The 18,692-nt window shown below is 31.3% G+C and carries 14 protein-coding genes; 5 read left to right on the top strand and 9 right to left on the bottom strand.

The features are described 5' to 3' along the window. Window positions 1-10: 10 nt before the first annotated feature. Both ACWJKS_RS15975 and ACWJKS_RS15970 read right to left on the bottom strand, forming a co-directional pair. Window positions 11-1,057, bottom strand: coding sequence for a phosphodiester glycosidase family protein (locus ACWJKS_RS15975; protein ID WP_462959962.1), 1,047 nt, complete (start codon window positions 1,055-1,057; stop codon window positions 11-13). A gap of 90 nt (window positions 1,058-1,147) precedes the next feature. Then, the gene (locus tag ACWJKS_RS15970) at window positions 1,148-3,097 is read right to left on the bottom strand and encodes a PAS domain-containing sensor histidine kinase (protein ID WP_462959961.1); all 1,950 of its coding nucleotides are present in this window, start codon (window positions 3,095-3,097) and stop codon (window positions 1,148-1,150) included. Between the two features lie 460 nt (window positions 3,098-3,557). Here ACWJKS_RS15970 and ACWJKS_RS15965 point away from each other — a divergent pair, with 460 nt between their 5' ends. Further along, on the top strand, window positions 3,558-4,085 hold the full coding sequence (locus ACWJKS_RS15965) for a DUF6241 domain-containing protein (protein WP_462959960.1): 528 nt from the start codon (window positions 3,558-3,560) through the stop codon (window positions 4,083-4,085). Window positions 4,086-4,995: 910 nt separating this feature from the next. Here the strand turns inward: ACWJKS_RS15965 and ACWJKS_RS15960 are convergent. The 5 genes from ACWJKS_RS15960 to mgtE form a co-directional block, all read right to left on the bottom strand. Next, the gene (locus ACWJKS_RS15960; protein WP_462959959.1) at window positions 4,996-6,573 is read right to left on the bottom strand and encodes an ABC transporter permease/substrate-binding protein; all 1,578 of its coding nucleotides are present in this window, start codon (window positions 6,571-6,573) and stop codon (window positions 4,996-4,998) included. Then, a complete protein-coding gene (locus ACWJKS_RS15955) occupies window positions 6,566-7,711 on the bottom strand; it encodes an ABC transporter ATP-binding protein (RefSeq protein ID WP_216302597.1) in 1,146 nt (381 codons plus the stop codon). The genes ACWJKS_RS15960 and ACWJKS_RS15955 overlap by 8 nt, the downstream gene beginning before the upstream one ends. Window positions 7,712-7,731: 20 nt before the next feature. Further along, window positions 7,732-9,312: an ABC transporter permease/substrate-binding protein gene (locus ACWJKS_RS15950; RefSeq protein WP_462959958.1), complete on the bottom strand. Its 1,581-nt coding sequence runs from the start codon at window positions 9,310-9,312 to the stop codon at window positions 7,732-7,734. Between the two features lie 270 nt (window positions 9,313-9,582). After that, entirely contained in the window at window positions 9,583-10,209 is a 627-nt protein-coding gene (locus tag ACWJKS_RS15945) for a TrkA C-terminal domain-containing protein (RefSeq protein WP_165412539.1), read from the bottom strand. Window positions 10,210-10,543: 334 nt separating this feature from the next. Then, a complete protein-coding gene (gene mgtE, locus ACWJKS_RS15940; protein ID WP_216302599.1) occupies window positions 10,544-11,887 on the bottom strand; it encodes a magnesium transporter in 1,344 nt (447 codons plus the stop codon). Between the two features lie 377 nt (window positions 11,888-12,264). On the opposite strand from mgtE, the gene galE reads away from it, so the two are divergent. Beyond that, window positions 12,265-13,251: a UDP-glucose 4-epimerase GalE gene (gene galE / locus ACWJKS_RS15935; RefSeq protein WP_220286178.1), complete on the top strand. Its 987-nt coding sequence runs from the start codon at window positions 12,265-12,267 to the stop codon at window positions 13,249-13,251. 91 nt (window positions 13,252-13,342) lie between these two features. On the opposite strand, the gene ACWJKS_RS15930 is transcribed toward galE, so the two are convergent. Together ACWJKS_RS15930 and ACWJKS_RS15925 are read right to left on the bottom strand one after the other, a co-directional pair. Continuing rightward, window positions 13,343-13,486 (bottom strand): hypothetical protein, encoded by a 144-nt coding sequence (locus ACWJKS_RS15930; protein WP_220286177.1) that lies wholly within the window; start codon window positions 13,484-13,486, stop codon window positions 13,343-13,345. A 215-nt stretch (window positions 13,487-13,701) separates the two neighbouring features. After that, window positions 13,702-15,525 (bottom strand): MutS-related protein, encoded by a 1,824-nt coding sequence (locus tag ACWJKS_RS15925; protein ID WP_462953544.1) that lies wholly within the window; start codon window positions 15,523-15,525, stop codon window positions 13,702-13,704. 198 nt (window positions 15,526-15,723) lie between these two features. On the opposite strand from ACWJKS_RS15925, the gene ACWJKS_RS15920 reads away from it, so the two are divergent. The 3 genes from ACWJKS_RS15920 (at window position 15,724) to ACWJKS_RS15910 (ending at window position 18,692) form a co-directional block, all read left to right on the top strand. Beyond that, the gene (locus tag ACWJKS_RS15920; protein WP_216302602.1) at window positions 15,724-16,659 is read left to right on the top strand and encodes a hypothetical protein; all 936 of its coding nucleotides are present in this window, start codon (window positions 15,724-15,726) and stop codon (window positions 16,657-16,659) included. A 202-nt stretch (window positions 16,660-16,861) separates the two neighbouring features. After that, window positions 16,862-17,674 carry a hypothetical protein gene (locus ACWJKS_RS15915; protein WP_216302603.1) on the top strand — a complete coding sequence of 271 codons (813 nt, stop codon included), beginning with the start codon at window positions 16,862-16,864 and terminating at the stop codon, window positions 17,672-17,674. A gap of 136 nt (window positions 17,675-17,810) precedes the next feature. Beyond that, the gene (locus ACWJKS_RS15910) at window positions 17,811-18,692 is read left to right on the top strand and encodes a DMT family transporter (RefSeq protein ID WP_216302604.1); all 882 of its coding nucleotides are present in this window, start codon (window positions 17,811-17,813) and stop codon (window positions 18,690-18,692) included.

The raw sequence follows: 18,692 nt of genomic DNA, 5'->3' as shown, positions 1-18,692 counted from the left end.
TGGAAGACTACTACTTTTCTATATGTTGGTATAATTTCGTGTGCATTATTGTTTTTCTTTTTACATATATAATTGAAGGTACGGATCTTTCGCCCAAGCTGTCGCAGGGAGTGTTTATGACTTCATCATTATAATATAAGGTAGAGGAAGAACCTCCATCTAAGTTAGCAGCATTATAAGCTCCAAATTTATACAGTTCGTCTTGTACTTCTCTTAAAGTAGCTCCTAAGCTATTTAGCTGCCTACCATCAATAACTATTAATATTATTGCACCATCTTTTCTTTGTGCAATGGCCGTTCTAGGCGCAATGCCCCAGCCTCCATCGCCACTATTTATAGTTTTCTTTCCGTTAACTATGATGGCGGGGCCAAAAGATACTGCTTCAGTTACTCCAATCTTTTTCATATCTTTAATAGAATGAGGACCAACTAATAACTTTCCTGATTTAGTTAATCCTACAACATTTCCTTTCTCATTTTCATTTGTTATATCATTATAAACGATTTTTCCACCAGTCATTATAATACCCTCTGGATTTGCTCCAGTTCCTGTCCAAAGTGATCCAGGAACACCATCTGAAAAACCACCACCATTAATCGCAGTAATGGCACTATTATTTTTTGCAATTTCACTGGTAACTTCGCCTTCATGCCCGAGCTTACGGCTGTAACCTACTTTTAGCCTAGTGGGGTCATTAATTACTAGTATAGACCCTTTAAATCTTTTTGCGCGTATAACATATCGTTCAATACTAGTGTCATTTTTAGCCTCTATTTTTATGTCAGAATTTACATTATCTTGAACTATATGGTCTACCTTTTGTTGACTCATAATTTGTTTTATTTTTTCATCAGATAAAAATGATGTTGCTAGCCATTGCAATGAAGTAGTAGTCATAGCTGCACCTACAACTGTAGTCTTTACCTTTTTGAACGGACCATAATAAATTAAAAATGGACCTGTAATTGCTGTGAAAATAATTTCAAATAATATAAATAATAAAACAAGTAATCCTATGCTTGTTTTATTATTTGCACATTTTTTTGTTTTTATCATAATTCCCATCCTTTTTATCAGTCACTATAATTATATTATTAAAGATGGGATTATATTTGCAGTATTATTTTTTATTTTTGAATATGGAGATTACGAATAAGCATCTGAAAGCTCAACTTGCACGGTTTCATTTCTACTTCTCATTTTGCTATTATATAGCGTATCTTCATTAAGTACCTTTTTAGACGGAAGTTTAACTGTAAACGTACTTCCACTGCCGAATTCACTTTCAACAGATATACTACCGCCATGTAATTCTACAATTGACTTAACTAAACTCAAACCAATACCTGTACCTTCTGCATTTCTTGATAGTGAGTTATCTACTTGATTAAATCTATCAAATATCATATCCAAGTACTTGTCTTCAATGCCAACCCCAGTATCCTTGACTGATATTTCAACAAATTCATTCTTATCATTAACGTTTATAAATATGTCATCGCCTTCATCTGAAAATTTTATCGCATTTGATATAAGATTTAATACTACTCTTTCTACCTTTTCTGGGTCACAGGCAATAATTTTTTCTTCTGTATCTGTATCAAAAATGATTTTTAATCCTTTGCTGTCAGTAAAGTTTGTTACAGACATAGCTATTTCCTCTACAAATTGGACTATATTATTATTTGATAGGTTTAATTTAAAGAACCCTGCTTCAATTTTCGATAAATCAACTATGTTATTAATCATTTTAGATAATTTATAGGAATTTTGCTTAATTGAGGCTATATATTTAATAATTGAATCCTTCTTTTGGTCCAGGGATCCATTAGTGCAATACATATTTAATAACTGAGTTGTTGCAAATATAACATTTAGTGGAGTTTTAAGCTCATGGGATACGTTAACAAGAAATTCTCCCTGCAATTTTAATGCTCTTTCCATCACTATATTGGACTTTATTTCAGGGGTAACATCAATTATTAAAACTAATATTTCCTCGATTTCTCCGTTTAATTTAAACACTGGTTCAAATATAAGATTCCAATATACCTCGTCCCCATTTATCAAATGTTTCTTTTTATTCAAATACTTAGTTTTCTTTTCTTTTAAGACTTCATCAATACATTTGTAATATTCAGTTGTTTTGAGTGGTCCTAGTAAAATTTCAGCATTATTATTTCGTATAAGGTTAATTGATTTAAAATCAGGCTTTAGCAATTTAATGTAATCAAATGCTTTTTTATTTATATCAATAATGTTTAAATCGGGACATGATAATCTAATAACAGGTAAATCAAAAGTGTCTATCACTCTGCTTAGCATTTCAAATCGGCATCGCACGGAGGCCAATTCAGTTCGATTCTCAATTAGCTTGGTTCTCCTCTTTACAATTTGATTTTTAATAGTATTTTGCATAACCTGAGTAGCAGTCTGAAATAGGTACTTCATCTTATTGTTTTCAAATATAGGTGTTAGGGTAGAATCCCAATAAGTTATACCTCTAGTAAAGCTATCAAATTTGAAATCTTTTATATAGTTTGCCTTTTGTGACCATAGGACAGTATTATAAATAACTTCAATTTGGCTTCCCGAAAATCCAGGTATAATTTCTCTAATAGGACTACCTATACTATTTTCTCCTTTATTAAAAGGAGAATCCGTAAAATTAAGGTATTTTTGATTCGCTTTAAGTAATATTAAATCGGGTACACTGTAAATAGCTACACCCGATATGTTATCTATAAATGATTGCTCAACAAACATGAGCTTGTCATTAAGTCTGGAATTTGGGGTCTCAATAAAAGTATATATTTTTTCATTCGTCCCTTTAACATGGGAAAGTGATATATTAACTTCTATTGATTGACTGGATTTTGTGAATATATAGCATGTATAGTTACTATCTATAGTATCAAGAAGTATTTGTGAGTTGATTTTTAGCATTTCTCCTATTTCTATGAGCGATCTATTTAACAATTCATCTAACGCATACTCTGTTAAATCAAGAAAATCTTTATTAACCCCTGTTATAATATTATCGCACGAATATAAAAGTGGTTCTATTATTATGCTACTAAAAGTGGTTTCCATCATAATTCCCCCAATTTTTTTAACACACCCAATATAGATTCTACAATCATAAATTGAGTAAATTACGAAAACAAATATACTTATTATTACATATTAGCATATAATACAATATATTGCCATATATAATCATGCAATTATGCAATTTTTACCGGTATTTTATGTAATTTTATACAGTAATACAATATGTTACTTTTTTTAAAATAAACATTGGAATAATATTACAAATGTGGTATAGTTATAAATGTCTAACATACTAAAATATTACAGGGGATGTTATTTTATGATTGTAATAATGTGAGTAGCTCCGAAGGAGATAAGTAGCCCGAAGGAGATAAGTAGCCCGAAGGAGATAAATAAGGTATAGAGAAAATAAGTAATATGAAATCGTATTCATAAAAACTGAGAAATGTAATAGCTTCAGGCTAGCTATAAACAGCCTGTAAATATAAGGGGGTAAAATCGTATGAAACAGAATAAAGTAAGTGACAAATTTCATGCCATAAGCGGCAAAATCTTTCCCTTACATGGTAGATGGCTTGTGGTAAGTAGCATTGCATTGGTGGTTGCAATAATAGGGGCAGGAAGTTACTATATTACACAACATAAATTAACTGAAACGGAAAGTCCCAAAACGGTACAGGCAGTCCAGTTAAATAAAGAGTTAGTTAATAAGGCGGTTGAAATAAAAGCAAATGATACCGTAGAAAAAATAAGTGATGATGAGTTATCACTTTATAGTACTATGCATAAAATGATAAACACTAAAATTGTAGCAGCAGATGGTAAAATATGGGGAGAGATAGAAATAACCCCCGACAAGTGCAACAAACTAATTGCGAAAGTTACAAAAAGTAAATATCCTGATAAGGCGACTTTGTTACAATTTCTTGAAAGGTGGAAAGATAATAATTTTAAAAGTGGTGTAGACGAACATAATTACCTATGGGATGGACTTGGTGGCACAATAGGAAAAGCAAAAGATATGAGGTGATAAAAGGGATGCACTTTCTCCTGCGTGACTCCAAATAAGAGATTAAAACGTGAAATTCAATTAACAAATTCTAATATTTTGTGAATATAAAATTCTCTAGCACTCACACTCGACTTCCTGTCTCGGGTTCGCTAGACTGCCGTCCTGGCAGTCTTACGAGAATTTTATATTCACAAAACAAGAATTTCTAAATAGAATTTCAATGTTTCTGCTCTTCTTATTTGGAGCCACTTCCGGAGAAAATTCATCCTATTATGTGGTTACACTAAGAAGTATTAAAGATGGATGGTAAACAAAAAAAAGGCCGATATATTTTAATAATATATCAACCTTTTTTTTATTATATAGCAGAAGTGTAGCACATGAATTTTTTTAAGGCGGTAGCCTGTTGATGTCCGAAACTCCCATACCTAAAGGAATGGGGTTCTTGCGTGCTAAATAGCCTTCTATATTAACTCGAAAGTTAATATCACTGATTATTTTCCCCAAGAATTTCACTACAAAGCATCACAATTGACGCCGTTAAGTGGTATTTGAGTGATTTCGATTTAGAAGGTTTCAAAGATATTCATACTGATATAAAAAAACGTGATGTATTATATAAAATATATCACGTTTTTTTTATTTTATAGGAAACAGCTTGCATAATAGTATGACGTTTCTCCGGGAGTGACATGAAATAAGAAGTGCAGAAACATTGAAAGTTGATTTAGAAATTCTTGTTTTGCAAATATAAAATTCCCGTGAGCCTGACTGTAAGGAAGGCTAGCGAACCGGCTGTAAGCCGAATGTGAGTGGTAGAAAATTTTATATTTGAAAAACAATAGAATTTTTTTATCAACTTTCACGTTTCAAACTCTTATTTCACGTCACGCAGGAGAAACTTCATAGGTCCTGCACTCTTATTTTTTTATTCTATCAATTTTTTGGACCTTAAAAAGTCTTCTGCAACTTTTCTAGGTTGTTCTTCATTATCTACTCTATAATTAAGAGTTCGCATATCTTCATCTGTAATTTTACCTTCGAGAAGGAGTAATACATCCTTTAATCCAGGATGCTTTTTAAGTGTTTCTGCTCTTATTACTGGAACTGCATAGTAAGGTGGGAAAAAACCCTTATCATCTTTTAAAAGTTTAAGATGAAATTTTTCAAGTAATCCATCTGTAGCAAATGCATCTAAAACCTGTGTTTCGCCTTTTTCAAGTGCGGTATAGCGAAGTCCACCATCTATACTTTTTAAACTTTTGAAATTTAGATTATATAAATTTTTAACTCCAAGGTAACCATCTTGTCTAGCTGCAAATTCCATAGTAAAACCAGCATTATATTTAGAACTTATCTTTGATAAATCAGAAATAGTAGTTAAATTATTTTTTTTAGCAAAATCATTTTTTACTGCGATTACATAAGTGTTATTAAATCCTAAAGGTTTCATTACATCTATATCATAATTTTTCGAGAAATCATTTTTCATCACATCATAAACTTTATTTGGATCACTCATGGTAGGTTTTTTTAGAATATTTACAAGACCTGTTCCAGTATATTCTACATATACATCTACATCTTTTGATTTCATAGCACTAAATACTACATTAGTTCCACCTAAGTTTAATTTTCGTGTAACTTTAATGTCTGTCTTAGCCTCTATTAAAGAAGCTACCATATTTCCAAGTATTAATTGTTCACTAAAGTTTTTAGAGCCTACAACTATTGTGTCTTTACTTTTAACAAAACTTGAAGCGACTGTTGATACAATGATTATAACAACTAAGACAGAAGCCCAAAGTTGAGTTTTTTTGTTTTTAAAGAATCTAGTAGTTCGAGTTGGGGGTTTATGAGTATCTTTTATTCCTTCTGGAATTACTATGTTTTCTACCTTGCCTATAATGAAGTCTAGAAAAAGGGCAAGAAAACAAGCAGGAATAGCTCCGGCAAGGATCATATTATTGTTAACAGTTGAAACGCCTGTGAAGACTAAGGATCCTAAACCGCCAGCGCCTATAAAAGCGGCTATGGTCATAAGTCCTACAGCTGTAACTGAAGATATTCTAATACCTGACATAATAACCGGCATAGCTAGTGGGAAACGAACTTTGAGTAGTACCTGAGTATTGGTAAGTCCCATACCATCAGCTGCTTCAATAAGTGCAGGGTTTATGTTAGTGAGCCCTGTAAATGTGTTCTTTACAATTGGTAGAAGCGAATACATAACCGCCATAATAATAGCTGGTTTGCTTCCAATACCAAGTATAGGTATCAAAAATCCAAGAAGTGCCAGACTGGGAATAGATTGAATTACGTTTGTAACCCCAATGATAGGACCTGTTAGTTTTCTATACCTAACTATAAGTATTCCAAGAGGCACTGCTATTAAAACTGCCACCAAAATTGAAAATATAGTTAATTGTATATGTTGAATAAATAAGTCTATTATTTCAGATTTTCTATCTATTACGAAATTCATAAAAGAATTAATACTATTCATCTACATCTACCTCCATGTCTATAAATTGATTACTTAATATAGATAAAAGGCTGCTTTTGGTAAGAAGTCCCGATAGTTTATTGTTATCATCTACTACAGGAACAAAATTTATATCTTCTTTTTTTATAACTTCTAATATATCTATTATAGAATCTTCTTGATTTACTGTTATAAGTTCCTTTTGCATTATTTCTTTAATCTTTATAGTTTTATCTGGATTCGCTCTTAGAGTTGATCTAATATGCTTTAAGGTAACAAGTCCACATAAAATGTTGGATTTATCTACAATAAGTAAACTATCTACATTAGCAGACTTCATTATTTCAATTGCTTGGAGTATTGTTCGCTCTGCAACTGATTTTATAGGTTTTTCTATCATAATATCTTTTGCCTTAATTAATTCAGGTTGATTCCATATTCTTTTTTTACCTACAAAGTCGCGTACAAAGTCATTGATAGGATTTTTTAATATTTCTTCTGGAGTATCAAATTGAACAACGCTGCCAGCATCCATAATACAAATTTTATCTCCCAGTTTTAATGCTTCATCCATATCATGAGTTACAAATATTATGGTTTTCTTGAAATTTTGTTGTATATTAAATACCTCATCTTGAAGTTGCGTTTTTGTTATAGGGTCTAGTGCACTAAAAGGTTCATCCATTAAGATTACCTCAGGATTCATTACAAATGCCCTTGCAACGCCAACTCTTTGTTGCTGACCTCCACTTAACTGATTAGGGTATTTATCCATAAATTCATCAGGATCTAGCCCTACTAAATTTAAAAGCTCAATTACTTTTTCCTTTATTTCATCCTTTGGAATTTTTTCTATGGATGGTATTAAACCAATATTGTCACCTATAGTTAAGTGAGGAAGAAGACCCGCTTGCTGTATAACGTAACCCATATTACGCCTAAGTTTTATAGTGTTTTTATCTTGTATTTTATCTCCATCTAAAAAAATTTCACCTGTTGATGGGATTAGTAATTTATTAATCATTTTAAGTGTGGTAGTTTTTCCACAACCACTAGGTCCAATAAAAACAACTAATTCTTCGTTTTGTATAGTAATATTTACATCCTTTAAAATATGTTTTCCATTTATAATTTTATTTACGTTTTTAAATTCAATCAAAATATAGCCTCCTATTTAATTTAATCCATTAATTTTTTAGATTTTAAAAAGTCTTCTGCAACTGTTCTAGGGTCCTCACCGTTGTCTACTCTATAATTTAGTTTTTGCATATCTTTAGCGGTAACTTTACCCTCTAAGGATAGTAGTACAGGTCTTATTTCAGGATATTTTTTTAGTATTTCTTCCCGTACTATAGGAACTGCATAATAAGGTGGAAATAATTTTTTATCGTCTTTTAAAAGTTTTAGATCGAATCTTTGAAGCAAACCATCAGTAGTAAATGCATCTGTAACTTGAGTTTCATTATTTTGAAGTGCTGTATAGCGAAGTCCGCCATCTATACCTTTTACATTTTTAAACTCTAAATTGTATAGTTTTTGTAATCCAAGATAACCATCCATTCTGCTTGCAAATTCCATGGTGCATCCTAAATCAAAATCTTTGCTAACTTTTGCTAAATCTGAAATAGTATTTAAATTATATTTTTTAGCAAGATCTTGCTTTAGCGCTAACTCATATGTATTATTGAAACCTAATGGTTTTAACCATTCTACATTGTAATCCTTTTTAAAACCATCTTTAACTATGTTGTAAACTTTGTCAGGATCGCTTATAGAATCTTTTTTCATTATATTTACGAGGGCCACACCTGTGTATTCTACATAGATGTCTATAGCACCTGATTTTATAGCATTAAGCGTTACAATGGACCCACCTAAATTCATTTTTCTTTCAACTTTATAGTCTGTATTACTTTCTATTAAAGAGGCTACCATATTTCCAAGTATTAATTGTTCGCTATAGTTTTTAGAACCTACAACTATTGTATCCTTACTTGTAAAGAAACTTGTAAATACTGAGGATAAAATGATTATAAGAACTAATGCCGAAGTTCCGATTTTAAATCTTTTGCTGTCAAAGATAGTATTAGTTTTTAGTGTTTTTGTGCCTTGAGAAATCTTTATTCCTTCCGGAATTGCTATAGTTTCTACCTTGCCTATAATAAAGTCTAGAAAAATAGCAAGAAAACAAGCAGGAAGGGCCCCCGCTAGGATCATATTATTGTTAACAGTTGAAACGCCTGTAAAGACTAAGGAGCCTAAACCGCCAGCTCCTACAAAAGCGGCTATTGTCATAAGTCCTACTGCTGTAACTGAAGATATTCTAATACCCGACATAATAATCGGCATAGCTAGTGGAAAACGAACCTTGAGTAGTACCTGAGTATTGGTAAGTCCCATACCGTCAGCTGCTTCGATAAGTGAAGGATTTATGTTAGTTAGTCCTGTAAATGTATTTTTTAGAATTGGTAGAAGAGAATACATAACTACCATAATAATTGCTGGCTTGCTGCCGATACCAATTATAGGTATTAAAAACCCGAGCAATGCGAGACTTGGTATTGATTGAACTAAATTTGTAAAACCAATGACAGGACCCGAGAGGTTTCTATACCTAACTATAAGTATTCCAAGAGGCACTGCTATTAACACAGCCATCAATATTGCAAATATAGTCAGTTGAATATGTTGTATAAATAAATTGAATATTTCAGCTTGTCTACTTATTACGAAATTTATAAAGGAATTTATACTATTCATTAACAGTTACCTCCATATCTATGAATTGATCTCTTAATGTATATAAAATTACATAATATCCCTTAATCAAATTAAAACCCCCCAATTTATTGCAAAAGCAACAACTTTATCATATCATTGGGTTGTTACTTTGTAAAGAATGGGCTAATCTATAAAATTTGCTAGTATGTTGAAATTACTAGTATATTATTAAAGATTATTTATTTAATTTAGTGAAAATTCAACCAAAAATCAATCCCTTACATCTGCGATGTAAGGGATTTTTGAGTTTTATTTTTTATAAAGAAAGAGCTTAATTCTATAATAGCTAGTTTCATCACAGATTACCACAAATATGTCATTATCTTCAAATATAGTTTGTGGCCCGGGGGAAAGTATTAATTTTTCATCTCGTCTTATACCAATTATTGTTGCTCCTGTATTTTGCCAAAATTCAGCTTCAGATATAGTTTTACCTACGACACTCATTTCAGAATGTATTTCAAACTCAAAGGGTATGAAAGGGTTACTATTTTTAAATCTGCTAGAATAATCTATTAGTTCATCGATAGAAGACTCTATATTTTTATCTAATTCTTTTTTCTTTTCAAGTAAATCAACAACTTCTTTTTTTAGAGAAGTTATAGAATCTATATCTTTGAAATTATGGATGAATTCCAAACAATTATCTACTGAGTTTATGACTATTCCGCTACCTTTTGTTACTTTAACTATATCCATGTCGCTAAGAAGAGTTATTGATCTTCTTATAGTCTCTGGCGATACGTTATATTGGCTTGCAAGTGAAGAGCGACCGTATAGCTTATCGCCTATAGGAAGATCTCCAGATAGAATTCTATTAGCAATATCAATAGCTATTTTTTTATAAACAGGTTTTAAAACAGAGCCATTTGGCATTTTGGTTTTATCAAAAGTAATATTCAACTTTTGATAAATTCCCCCCTTCCAAGGTATAATATTTTGTTAAATCAAGTATGTAATATTATTGCTTTTCTTAATCAAGTATAAATTAATACCTTTATAATGTAAATAGAGGATTACTTCTTATTAGGGAGGGGTGCTTCTTCTTAGGGGAAATTGCTTCTTCTTAGGGAAGATTACTTCTTCTTAGGGAAAGTTAATGCTTAAATTATAAAAATAAAAAATATAGGATAGAGAGTAAATATTTTTTACTCTCTATCCTATACGTATCATGCTATATTTAATAATACACTTTGGTAGTTTTTATTTATTATATTAAGTAAGGTAAAAATAACGTTGCAAGCCCAAGAAAGAAGAGGAAACCTAAAATGTCAGTTACTGTAGTAACAAATACAGCAGAAGCAAGTGCTGGGTCAATATTGATTTTTTTTAGTATAACTGGTACTGCAAAACCGGCTATGGTTGCTGCCATCATGTTTAACAACATAGATAAACCAATAACTATCCCAAAAACAATATTCTTTTCCCAAAAGCAGCCTAATAGAGCTACTGCAATACCCACTGCAACACCTGTACATAGACCTACACCGAATTCCTTTAATAATATTTTCTTGGAATTTTTAGCGTCTATTTCTCCGAGGGCTATGCTTCGAATAATAATAGTTAGCGTTTGTGTACCTACATTACCGCCCATACCTGCAACTATTGGCATGAAGACGGCCAAGGCTACAACCTTTTGAATGGTGCCTTCAAAAAAACTAACGGTTGAAGCGGCAAGGATTGCAGTTATTAGATTTACAAATAGCCAGGGCAATCTACTGCAGATGGAAGATTTAAGAGAACCGGTAACCTTTTCATCTCCTTTTAAACCCGCGAGACGATATAGATCCTCAGTATGTTCATCACTAAGAATTCCCATTATATCATCTGAAGTTATTATTCCTAAAATATGCATATCTTCATCGACTACGGGCATAGTTAAAAACCCGTATTTTTCGAAAATGTGCCCAACTTCTTCTTGATCCATATCAACAGGGACGCTCATGGCATTACTATTCATGATATCTGAAATTTTCACATCAAAGTTGCTTAGTACTATGTCTTTTAAGGATATAACTCCTTTTAAAAGATCGTTTTCGCCTATTACATATATATAATAAGAAGTTTCCGCTTCTGTAGCTTCCTTTTGAAGATAATTTAAGGTCTCACCTATAGTCATATTTTCTTTTACACTGATAAACTCAGTGGCCATAATACCACCCGCACTGTCTGGAGAGTAGGTTAACAATGCGTTGACTTCGTCAACATCTTCTTTATTCATTTTTTTCATGATGCTTTTAGCTTCATCTTCCGAAACAGCTTCTAATAAATCTACTAATTCATCTGATGACATTTCATGTATGATTTTTTTTTGAATGATGGTGGAATGAATGGATAAGAGGTCATATTTCTCCTCATCTTCTGCATCATCAATAATGTTTGCAATCACATTTGGAGATAGTTTTTGAAATAAATTTATTTTATCTCCATCATATTGCCTAATAACTACTAGAATATCAGCAGGATGAATGAACTGAATAAGTTTATTTATTTCATCTATAGTTTCGGTTAACAAAAATTCAGTTAGTTCTTTTTGGTTTAATCTATGAGACATAATCTCCCTCCTAACTTTTATTTAGAGGAAGAAGGTTTGCTAATAAAATAAGGTTTGCAAGAAAAGTGCATAATTAGGTCAAAGCGCTAGTATAAATGAATTCTTCCTCTATAATAATATTAAATTTTATATAGTAATTCCTCGGTATGGGGCCAGAATCCATTGATAGTACCTCCAATAAAAATAGCTTTTTAGTATAATACGGAAAAGCTTATATATTTGTTCAAATTATTATATGATGGTAGCACTGCATTGTCAACCGTATAGAAATAATTTGATTAACAATAAAGTTACAACTAATAGAAGTTGTTGTGTTAAAATAATATATAAGATTGTATTATTTAATAATAAGTTTTTATGAGAGGAGAATTTAGTTAATGGCTATTTTAGTATGTGGTGGAGCGGGGTACATTGGAAGTCATATGGTCGCTGAGCTCTTAGAAAAAGGTGAAGAGGTAGTTGTTTTAGACAATTTCCAAAAGGGACATCATGATGCGCTACTTGGTGGAAAGCTTTACTGTGGAGATTTAAGAGACGATGAAATACTTAATAAGGTTTTTACAGAGAATACTATAGATGCAGTTATAGATTTTGCAGCAGATTCATTGGTAGGGGAAAGTGTTACAGAACCTCTAAAGTATTTTGAAAATAACATAGGATCTACTATAAATTTACTTAAGGCTATGAGAGATCATAAGGTTAAATATATAGTTTTCTCATCAACTGCAGCAACCTACGGGGAGCCAGATAATATTCCTATACTTGAAGAAGATAAGACTTTTCCTACTAATCCTTATGGAGAATCAAAGCTTTGTGTGGAGAAGATCTTAAAATGGTGTGATAATGCTTATGGTATAAAATATACTGCGTTAAGATATTTTAATGCAGCAGGTGCACATATAAGCTCAAATATAGGAGAAGACCATAGACCAGAATCTCATTTAATTCCTATTATTCTTCAGGTAGCACTCGGACAAAGAGAAAAGATTATGGTATTTGGAGATGATTACGACACAGAGGATGGTACTTGTGTTAGAGATTATGTCCATGTAACTGATCTTGCTAGTGCTCATTTACTAGCAGTGAAGAGGCTACGATGCGGGGAGGACAGTATAACTTGTAATCTTGGAAATGGGCAAGGATTTTCTGTTCAACAGGTAATCGACGTAACAAGAAAAGTTACTGGAAAAGAAATAAAGGCTGAAATGGCTCTTAGACGTGCAGGAGACCCTGCAGTTCTTATAGCTTCTAGTGAAAAGGCTAAGAAAATTCTCGGATGGGAACCTAAATATGCTTCTCTTGAAACTATTATAGAAACTGCGTGGAAATGGCATGAAAGTCATCCTGAGGGATATAAAAAATAAGAGGTAATAAAAAAGTTGTACAAGCTCTATTGGATATTTTATCCCTTAGTTAGCTTATACAACTTTTTTAAATTTGATGTATTTTATTGTGTCATTCAGCGAAGACTAGATAAACACCATATTTATCTTCATAGTCTTTACTTTTGCTAGCAAAATCGGCGAAAAAAGAACCTTTCAAAAAAGTGAATATAGAAACTAGTATAATAAATTTTTTTAAATTTAAATTGATTTTCATAAGATTTCTCCTTTCACGATATTACTATAATATTATTTTGCTCTAAATTAATATTAAAAACCTATTGAAACATAGGGAAATTGCCAAAACATATACATGGTTAAATTACTAATTATATTGACCATAAGAAAAGACTGCATTATTTAATATATATGATGGAATAATTGACCTTATGATTAACCGAATTATTAAATGATGTTACGCTTTTTTATTTTTTATTTTGGGAGTTCAATGTCAGGTGGAATATCAAGGCCTGCCATTTTCATTAAGTATAATGCATTTCTAGTGGTAGATACTCCATGTCTGAGTTTATAGTCAAAGTATAATTTATCATCTTTATAATATTCTTTAAGATGGTAATTTTTAACTCTTTTATTAGTGGTTTCTATGTCACCTAGCTCTAAGTCGTGGGTAGACACAAAGCCTAGTGCATTCTCAGTACTTAGCTTGGCGACTAGTATTTTAGCGCCGGTATGTCTATCTATAGAGTTAGTTCCTTTAAAGATTTCATCTAATAAGAAGAAAATTGGAGTTTTGTTTTTCGTAGCATTTACAAGTTTTTTTATTCTTAAAAGTTCTGCATAGAAGGATGAAATGTTTTTTTCTAAGTTATCACTTGTTCTCATGCAGGTATAAATGTCCATTATAGAGCAGTTAAAACTTTGCGCACATACAGGAGCACCAGCATAGGCTAAAACCAAGTTAATACCTGTAGTTCTAAGAAGTGTGCTTTTACCGGACATATTGGAACCTGTTATTAAAAGAACATTTTGTGATCTTTCTATGCGGATATCATTATATACCCGGTTACTTCCGAGTAGTGGATGGCCCAGATTTTTAGCGTCAAATATAGGGGACCCGTCCTTAAATTTTGGCATTGCCCAGTCAGGGTGTTCATAGGATATAATTGATAAACTATTTAAGGATTCAATTTCACCTATAACATCTATCCAAGTTGCTAGAGAAGAACCACTCTTTTTCTTAAATTTCTGAAGATTAATTAAACATTGATAATCCCACAGGAGGAGGATATTTATAGGTAAATAATACATATTTCTTCTGTCGGATATTACTGTTACTAGATTTACTAGTTTTTTAATTTGAAAAGAAGCGTTCATTCCGTCCTTATTAACAAGTTTTTCTTTCAATTTGATTAAGTACTCTGAGGTAAAAGTCTTCTTTTCTATATGCATAAGGAGTTTATTATATATAAAAATTGAATCCTTATATTTATATACAGTGTCCAAATTTCTACTTACTTCTTTATATCCAACTAAAAGAAGTATTATCTGAATGACAATTGCTAAAAGGGGTATTCTGTAAGATACTTTAGAGAAAACAAATGATAATACCATAAGAGATAGAGTTATTATTGGTAATATCCTTATTACGGTTATTACTAGAGGTTTTAGGAAAAACTCATTTTTATCCTTTACCCATTCAAGCAATTCCCCAGGGTTATGGTTTTTATTCTCGCTAAGTATTGCTTCCGCTGCAAATCTCTGTGTCCATCCAATATTCCCAGCGAGCTCTTTTATGGCTTCCTGCCTTTTATGTATTTCATCAGTATTATAAATAGGGGCGGAAAGAGAATCTTTCAATTTTTGTCTACCAAGATAAGTTATGCAGGTGTTTATCCATTGGAAAAGGGAGTTATTGCCAAATATATCTAGGTCTTTCGAGTAACTGTGATTTTCATCGCTGAAATCATCACCATTATCAGAAAAATCTTTCCAATTGTTGTTTATGCGTTTTAGACAATTTTCATTTATTTTACATAAAATCGAACATCTGATTTTGTTGCGTTTTATCTTGCTATGTTTAATTGCCAAAGTTATAAATGTGATGATGGTGGTAACTAATATTAAAAGGCTTAAATAGTAAGTAGTTCGTAAATAAAAGAAAATTGTAAAGCTCAATCCGGATACGAAAACTATTAATCTTAATAAGCTTATAAAACCTATGGTTTGTTTTTGCTTTTTTAATAGAGTATCGTAATGGTTTTTTCGATTAACATAAGGCGTTTTTTGTGTTCCCATAATATCCTCCTAATATGTTTTGTTTATTAGATACATAATATCATACAAAAGGCTTGTACCGCAATTTTTCTAGATAAGTATAATATGACCAATTTTATTTGCAGTTAGAGAAAAATTTTTTGTGAACTATGTGAATCAGAGTTAAAAATTATGTTAAATGTGTTAACATATAAATATTAATGAAAAAAGGGGGAGAATATGTCGGAAAACATGCAATTAAAGAGAAAAATAATTATAGGGACATTAACTATTTTATTAGGATCAACAGTAGTTTGTGCATACCTAATATTATACAATAGTGGATTAGTATTTAAAAAAACAGCTTCCTCAGAGATTATAGATAAACTTAAAAAAATACAGGGAAAAGGCGGGAAATTTGAATTAACTCAAAATGACATAGATGAGTTAAGTAAATTATTAAGGCCTGAAACTAAGGGGGATATAACTCTTAAGGGAGTTAATATAGAGATTGTAAAGGATGAACTTGTAATTAAGGCTCCTATCAGCTATAAGAAGGTAAATTTATTATTTTCGTCCAAGGGAAAGATAGATTTTACTAAAGACAATTTTACATATACTGCTGAAAATTTTAAAATTGGCAAGCTCACAATACCTAAAAAAATAGTGTTGTCACAAATTTCAAAGTCTGATAATAAGAATGTTTATGCTGAGGACAATTTAATAAAAATTAATCCAAGCGTAGTTCCTTTTAAGATAAATAGTTTAAAAGTTGAAAATAATAGAATATCAGGAACAGCTGCGAAGCAAAGCTCCAGAATTCCATTTAAAAATATTGATGCAAAGAATGTAGAAGAGACAGATAAGCAATTAGCTACAGCGAAACAAAAAAAGCCTCTAAATACCATAGATGGAGCGCATGGTAAACCTATAGAAGAAAAGAAAAAAGTAATAAATGATAATAACAATACTGTGAATGAATTTAAAAATAAATCTTCAAGTAGTGAGAAAGAGAAAAAAGGATCTGGGAAGCAAAAAGAAATTAAGCGTGATTCATTAACAAAAGAGAAAAAGGTAATACCTAAGATTCAATCTAAGGATAGAGTTAAGAATGCATCATTTAGGAATATAAATCGGGGCAATTCTGAACAATTAAGAAAAGCTTCTGGACTATGAGGAATAAATAAATAGAGAACTATCAAAATACATTAGAGATATTTTGGTAGTTTTATTTTTTTAGAGTATGCTTTTTCATAAAGATATTTAAGAAAAGGGTTAAGAATTAAATAGAGAATATTTGTTAATTATTTAATTTAAAGTGCCGAATTATAGAAATTGTGGTAACATATATAAGTAAAAGGGGATTAAGGAGGGGAATATGGCTAGAAATAATAAATCAAAGAGAAGCAAACTAATATGGGTGCCAATTATTTTACTCGTGGCACTGGCAATTTTTGCATGCTCGATATTATATAATGGTGAAGTAGTAGTTGAAAAAACGGCTTCTACAAATGTTATACAGGAACTTGAAAAAGACATACTGTTAAAAAGTGGGCAATTTGCAATAAATCAAGAGAATATGAATGCGTTGATTAATCTATATTTTAAAAAGCCTATAAGTAAGGGAGACATAACTATTAAGGAAATTAACACAAAAATAGGAAATGATAAAATTTTGATTGAGGCTCCATTCAGTTATAAGAATATTAATTTATTATTATCGTCCACGGGAAAGCTAGATGTTTCTAATGGTGAAATTACATACGTTGCTGATAATTTTAAAGTTGGAAAGCTAACATTACCTAAAGAACTTATAATGTCTCAAATTGCCAAGCAGAGTAATGATGTCTTTTATGTTGAGGATAATCTAATAAAAATTAAAACAGATATACTTCCTATTAAGATAAAGAGCTTTGTAATTAGAAATCATAAAATAATAGGAACGGTTGGATTTAAGGAAACAAAAACTCAATCTGAAGGTCTTGACACGACAAGCGACGAAGATATAGATAAGGAATTAGTAGCGGCAAAACAAAAAATACAAAGTGCCACTAAATATATGAATGAAACGCAAAAAGAACAAGCAAACAACATTCTGAGTACAATAGAAGAAGTAAAAGGTAAATCTATAGAACAAAAGAAAGAAGTACTAAATTATATTAATAGTATAATTGATGAAGTTACTAATTAAATAATCTTCTGGGAGGCTGCAACATATTCGCAGCTAGAGACTTAACTACCAAAATACATTAGAGGTATTTTGGTAGTTTTATTTTTTTTGTTTGTGATAGAATGATACGTAGACATAAAGAAAGGGATGTGAACAAATGAAAAAGATAGATGGAATAATATATACAGTAGTATCTTCAGCGGCTTTTGGAGTTATGCCAATTCTCGCAAAAATAGCTTATACTGGGGGAGCAAATGCAACAACAGTGTTATTTCTTAGGTTCTTTATAGCTACTTTAATAATATTACTTTACATAGTTGTTACAAAAAAAGATTTTAAATTAAACAAGTCACAGCTAATGCACATTATTTTTTTATCGATTATAGGATATACAGGCACATCTTATGCGCTGTTTTTATCATATAATTATATATCTGTGGGACTCGCTACTATTCTACATTTCGTTTACCCTGTGATAGTAACAGCTTTTTCAGTTATTTTGTACAAAGAAAAATTGCATTTAAGTAAAATTTTAGCGTTAATTTTATCAGTGCTCGGAATATATCTTTTAGTGGACAGTGGGAGCGCTTCATTAAATTTTAAAGGAGTTTGGCTTGCTCTTATTTCAGGTTTTTTCTATGCGTATTATATTGTTGGAGTTGCACATAGTGAAGTTAACAAAATCGATACGTTTGTACTAACTTTCTATTTAGCGTTTATAGCTGCGCTGTCAATTTTCATAATGGGCATGATTAATGGACAATTAGATTTTAATATAAAGCCATATAGTTTTTTAGCTTCCGGTAGCATCGCTCTAGTATCTACAGTTTTAGCTCTTACGATGTTTTTAAAGGGCATAAAAATAATAGGCCCTTCGAGTGCTGCGATATTAAGCACTTTAGAGCCTATAGTAAGCATTATACTTGGAGTTATAATTCTAAGTGAAAAGCTGTCCTTTACTATTGTAATTGGATGCATATTAATTTTATTCTCAGTAATAATCCTTACATTGGGACAAAGGGCGCGGGATAGCATGTAA

This window comes from Clostridium sp. CM038 (genome assembly GCF_055081105.1).
The sequence above is the reverse complement of the archived record's forward strand: the minus strand, read 5'-3'. Positions and strand labels throughout refer to the sequence as shown.

What these genes read in the sequence shown, in the direction of transcription:
- ACWJKS_RS15915 (WP_216302603.1), top strand. Translation starts at nt 16,862, where the DNA reads ATGGCTAGAAATAATAAATCAAAGAGAAGCAAACTAATATGGGTGCCA.
- ACWJKS_RS15920 (WP_216302602.1), top strand. Translation starts at nt 15,724, where the DNA reads ATGTCGGAAAACATGCAATTAAAGAGAAAAATAATTATAGGGACATTA.
- ACWJKS_RS15960 (WP_462959959.1), bottom strand. Translation starts at nt 6,573, where the DNA reads ATGAATAGTATTAATTCTTTTATGAATTTCGTAATAGATAGAAAATCT.
- ACWJKS_RS15970 (WP_462959961.1), bottom strand. Translation starts at nt 3,097, where the DNA reads ATGATGGAAACCACTTTTAGTAGCATAATAATAGAACCACTTTTATAT.
- ACWJKS_RS15945 (WP_165412539.1), bottom strand. Translation starts at nt 10,209, where the DNA reads ATGCCAAATGGCTCTGTTTTAAAACCTGTTTATAAAAAAATAGCTATT.
- galE (WP_220286178.1), top strand. Translation starts at nt 12,265, where the DNA reads ATGGCTATTTTAGTATGTGGTGGAGCGGGGTACATTGGAAGTCATATG.
- ACWJKS_RS15925 (WP_462953544.1), bottom strand. Translation starts at nt 15,525, where the DNA reads ATGGGAACACAAAAAACGCCTTATGTTAATCGAAAAAACCATTACGAT.
- ACWJKS_RS15950 (WP_462959958.1), bottom strand. Translation starts at nt 9,312, where the DNA reads ATGAATAGTATAAATTCCTTTATAAATTTCGTAATAAGTAGACAAGCT.
- ACWJKS_RS15930 (WP_220286177.1), bottom strand. Translation starts at nt 13,486, where the DNA reads ATGAAAATCAATTTAAATTTAAAAAAATTTATTATACTAGTTTCTATA.
- ACWJKS_RS15965 (WP_462959960.1), top strand. Translation starts at nt 3,558, where the DNA reads ATGAAACAGAATAAAGTAAGTGACAAATTTCATGCCATAAGCGGCAAA.
- ACWJKS_RS15975 (WP_462959962.1), bottom strand. Translation starts at nt 1,057, where the DNA reads ATGATAAAAACAAAAAAATGTGCAAATAATAAAACAAGCATAGGATTA.
- mgtE (WP_216302599.1), bottom strand. Translation starts at nt 11,887, where the DNA reads ATGTCTCATAGATTAAACCAAAAAGAACTAACTGAATTTTTGTTAACC.
- ACWJKS_RS15910 (WP_216302604.1), top strand. Translation starts at nt 17,811, where the DNA reads ATGAAAAAGATAGATGGAATAATATATACAGTAGTATCTTCAGCGGCT.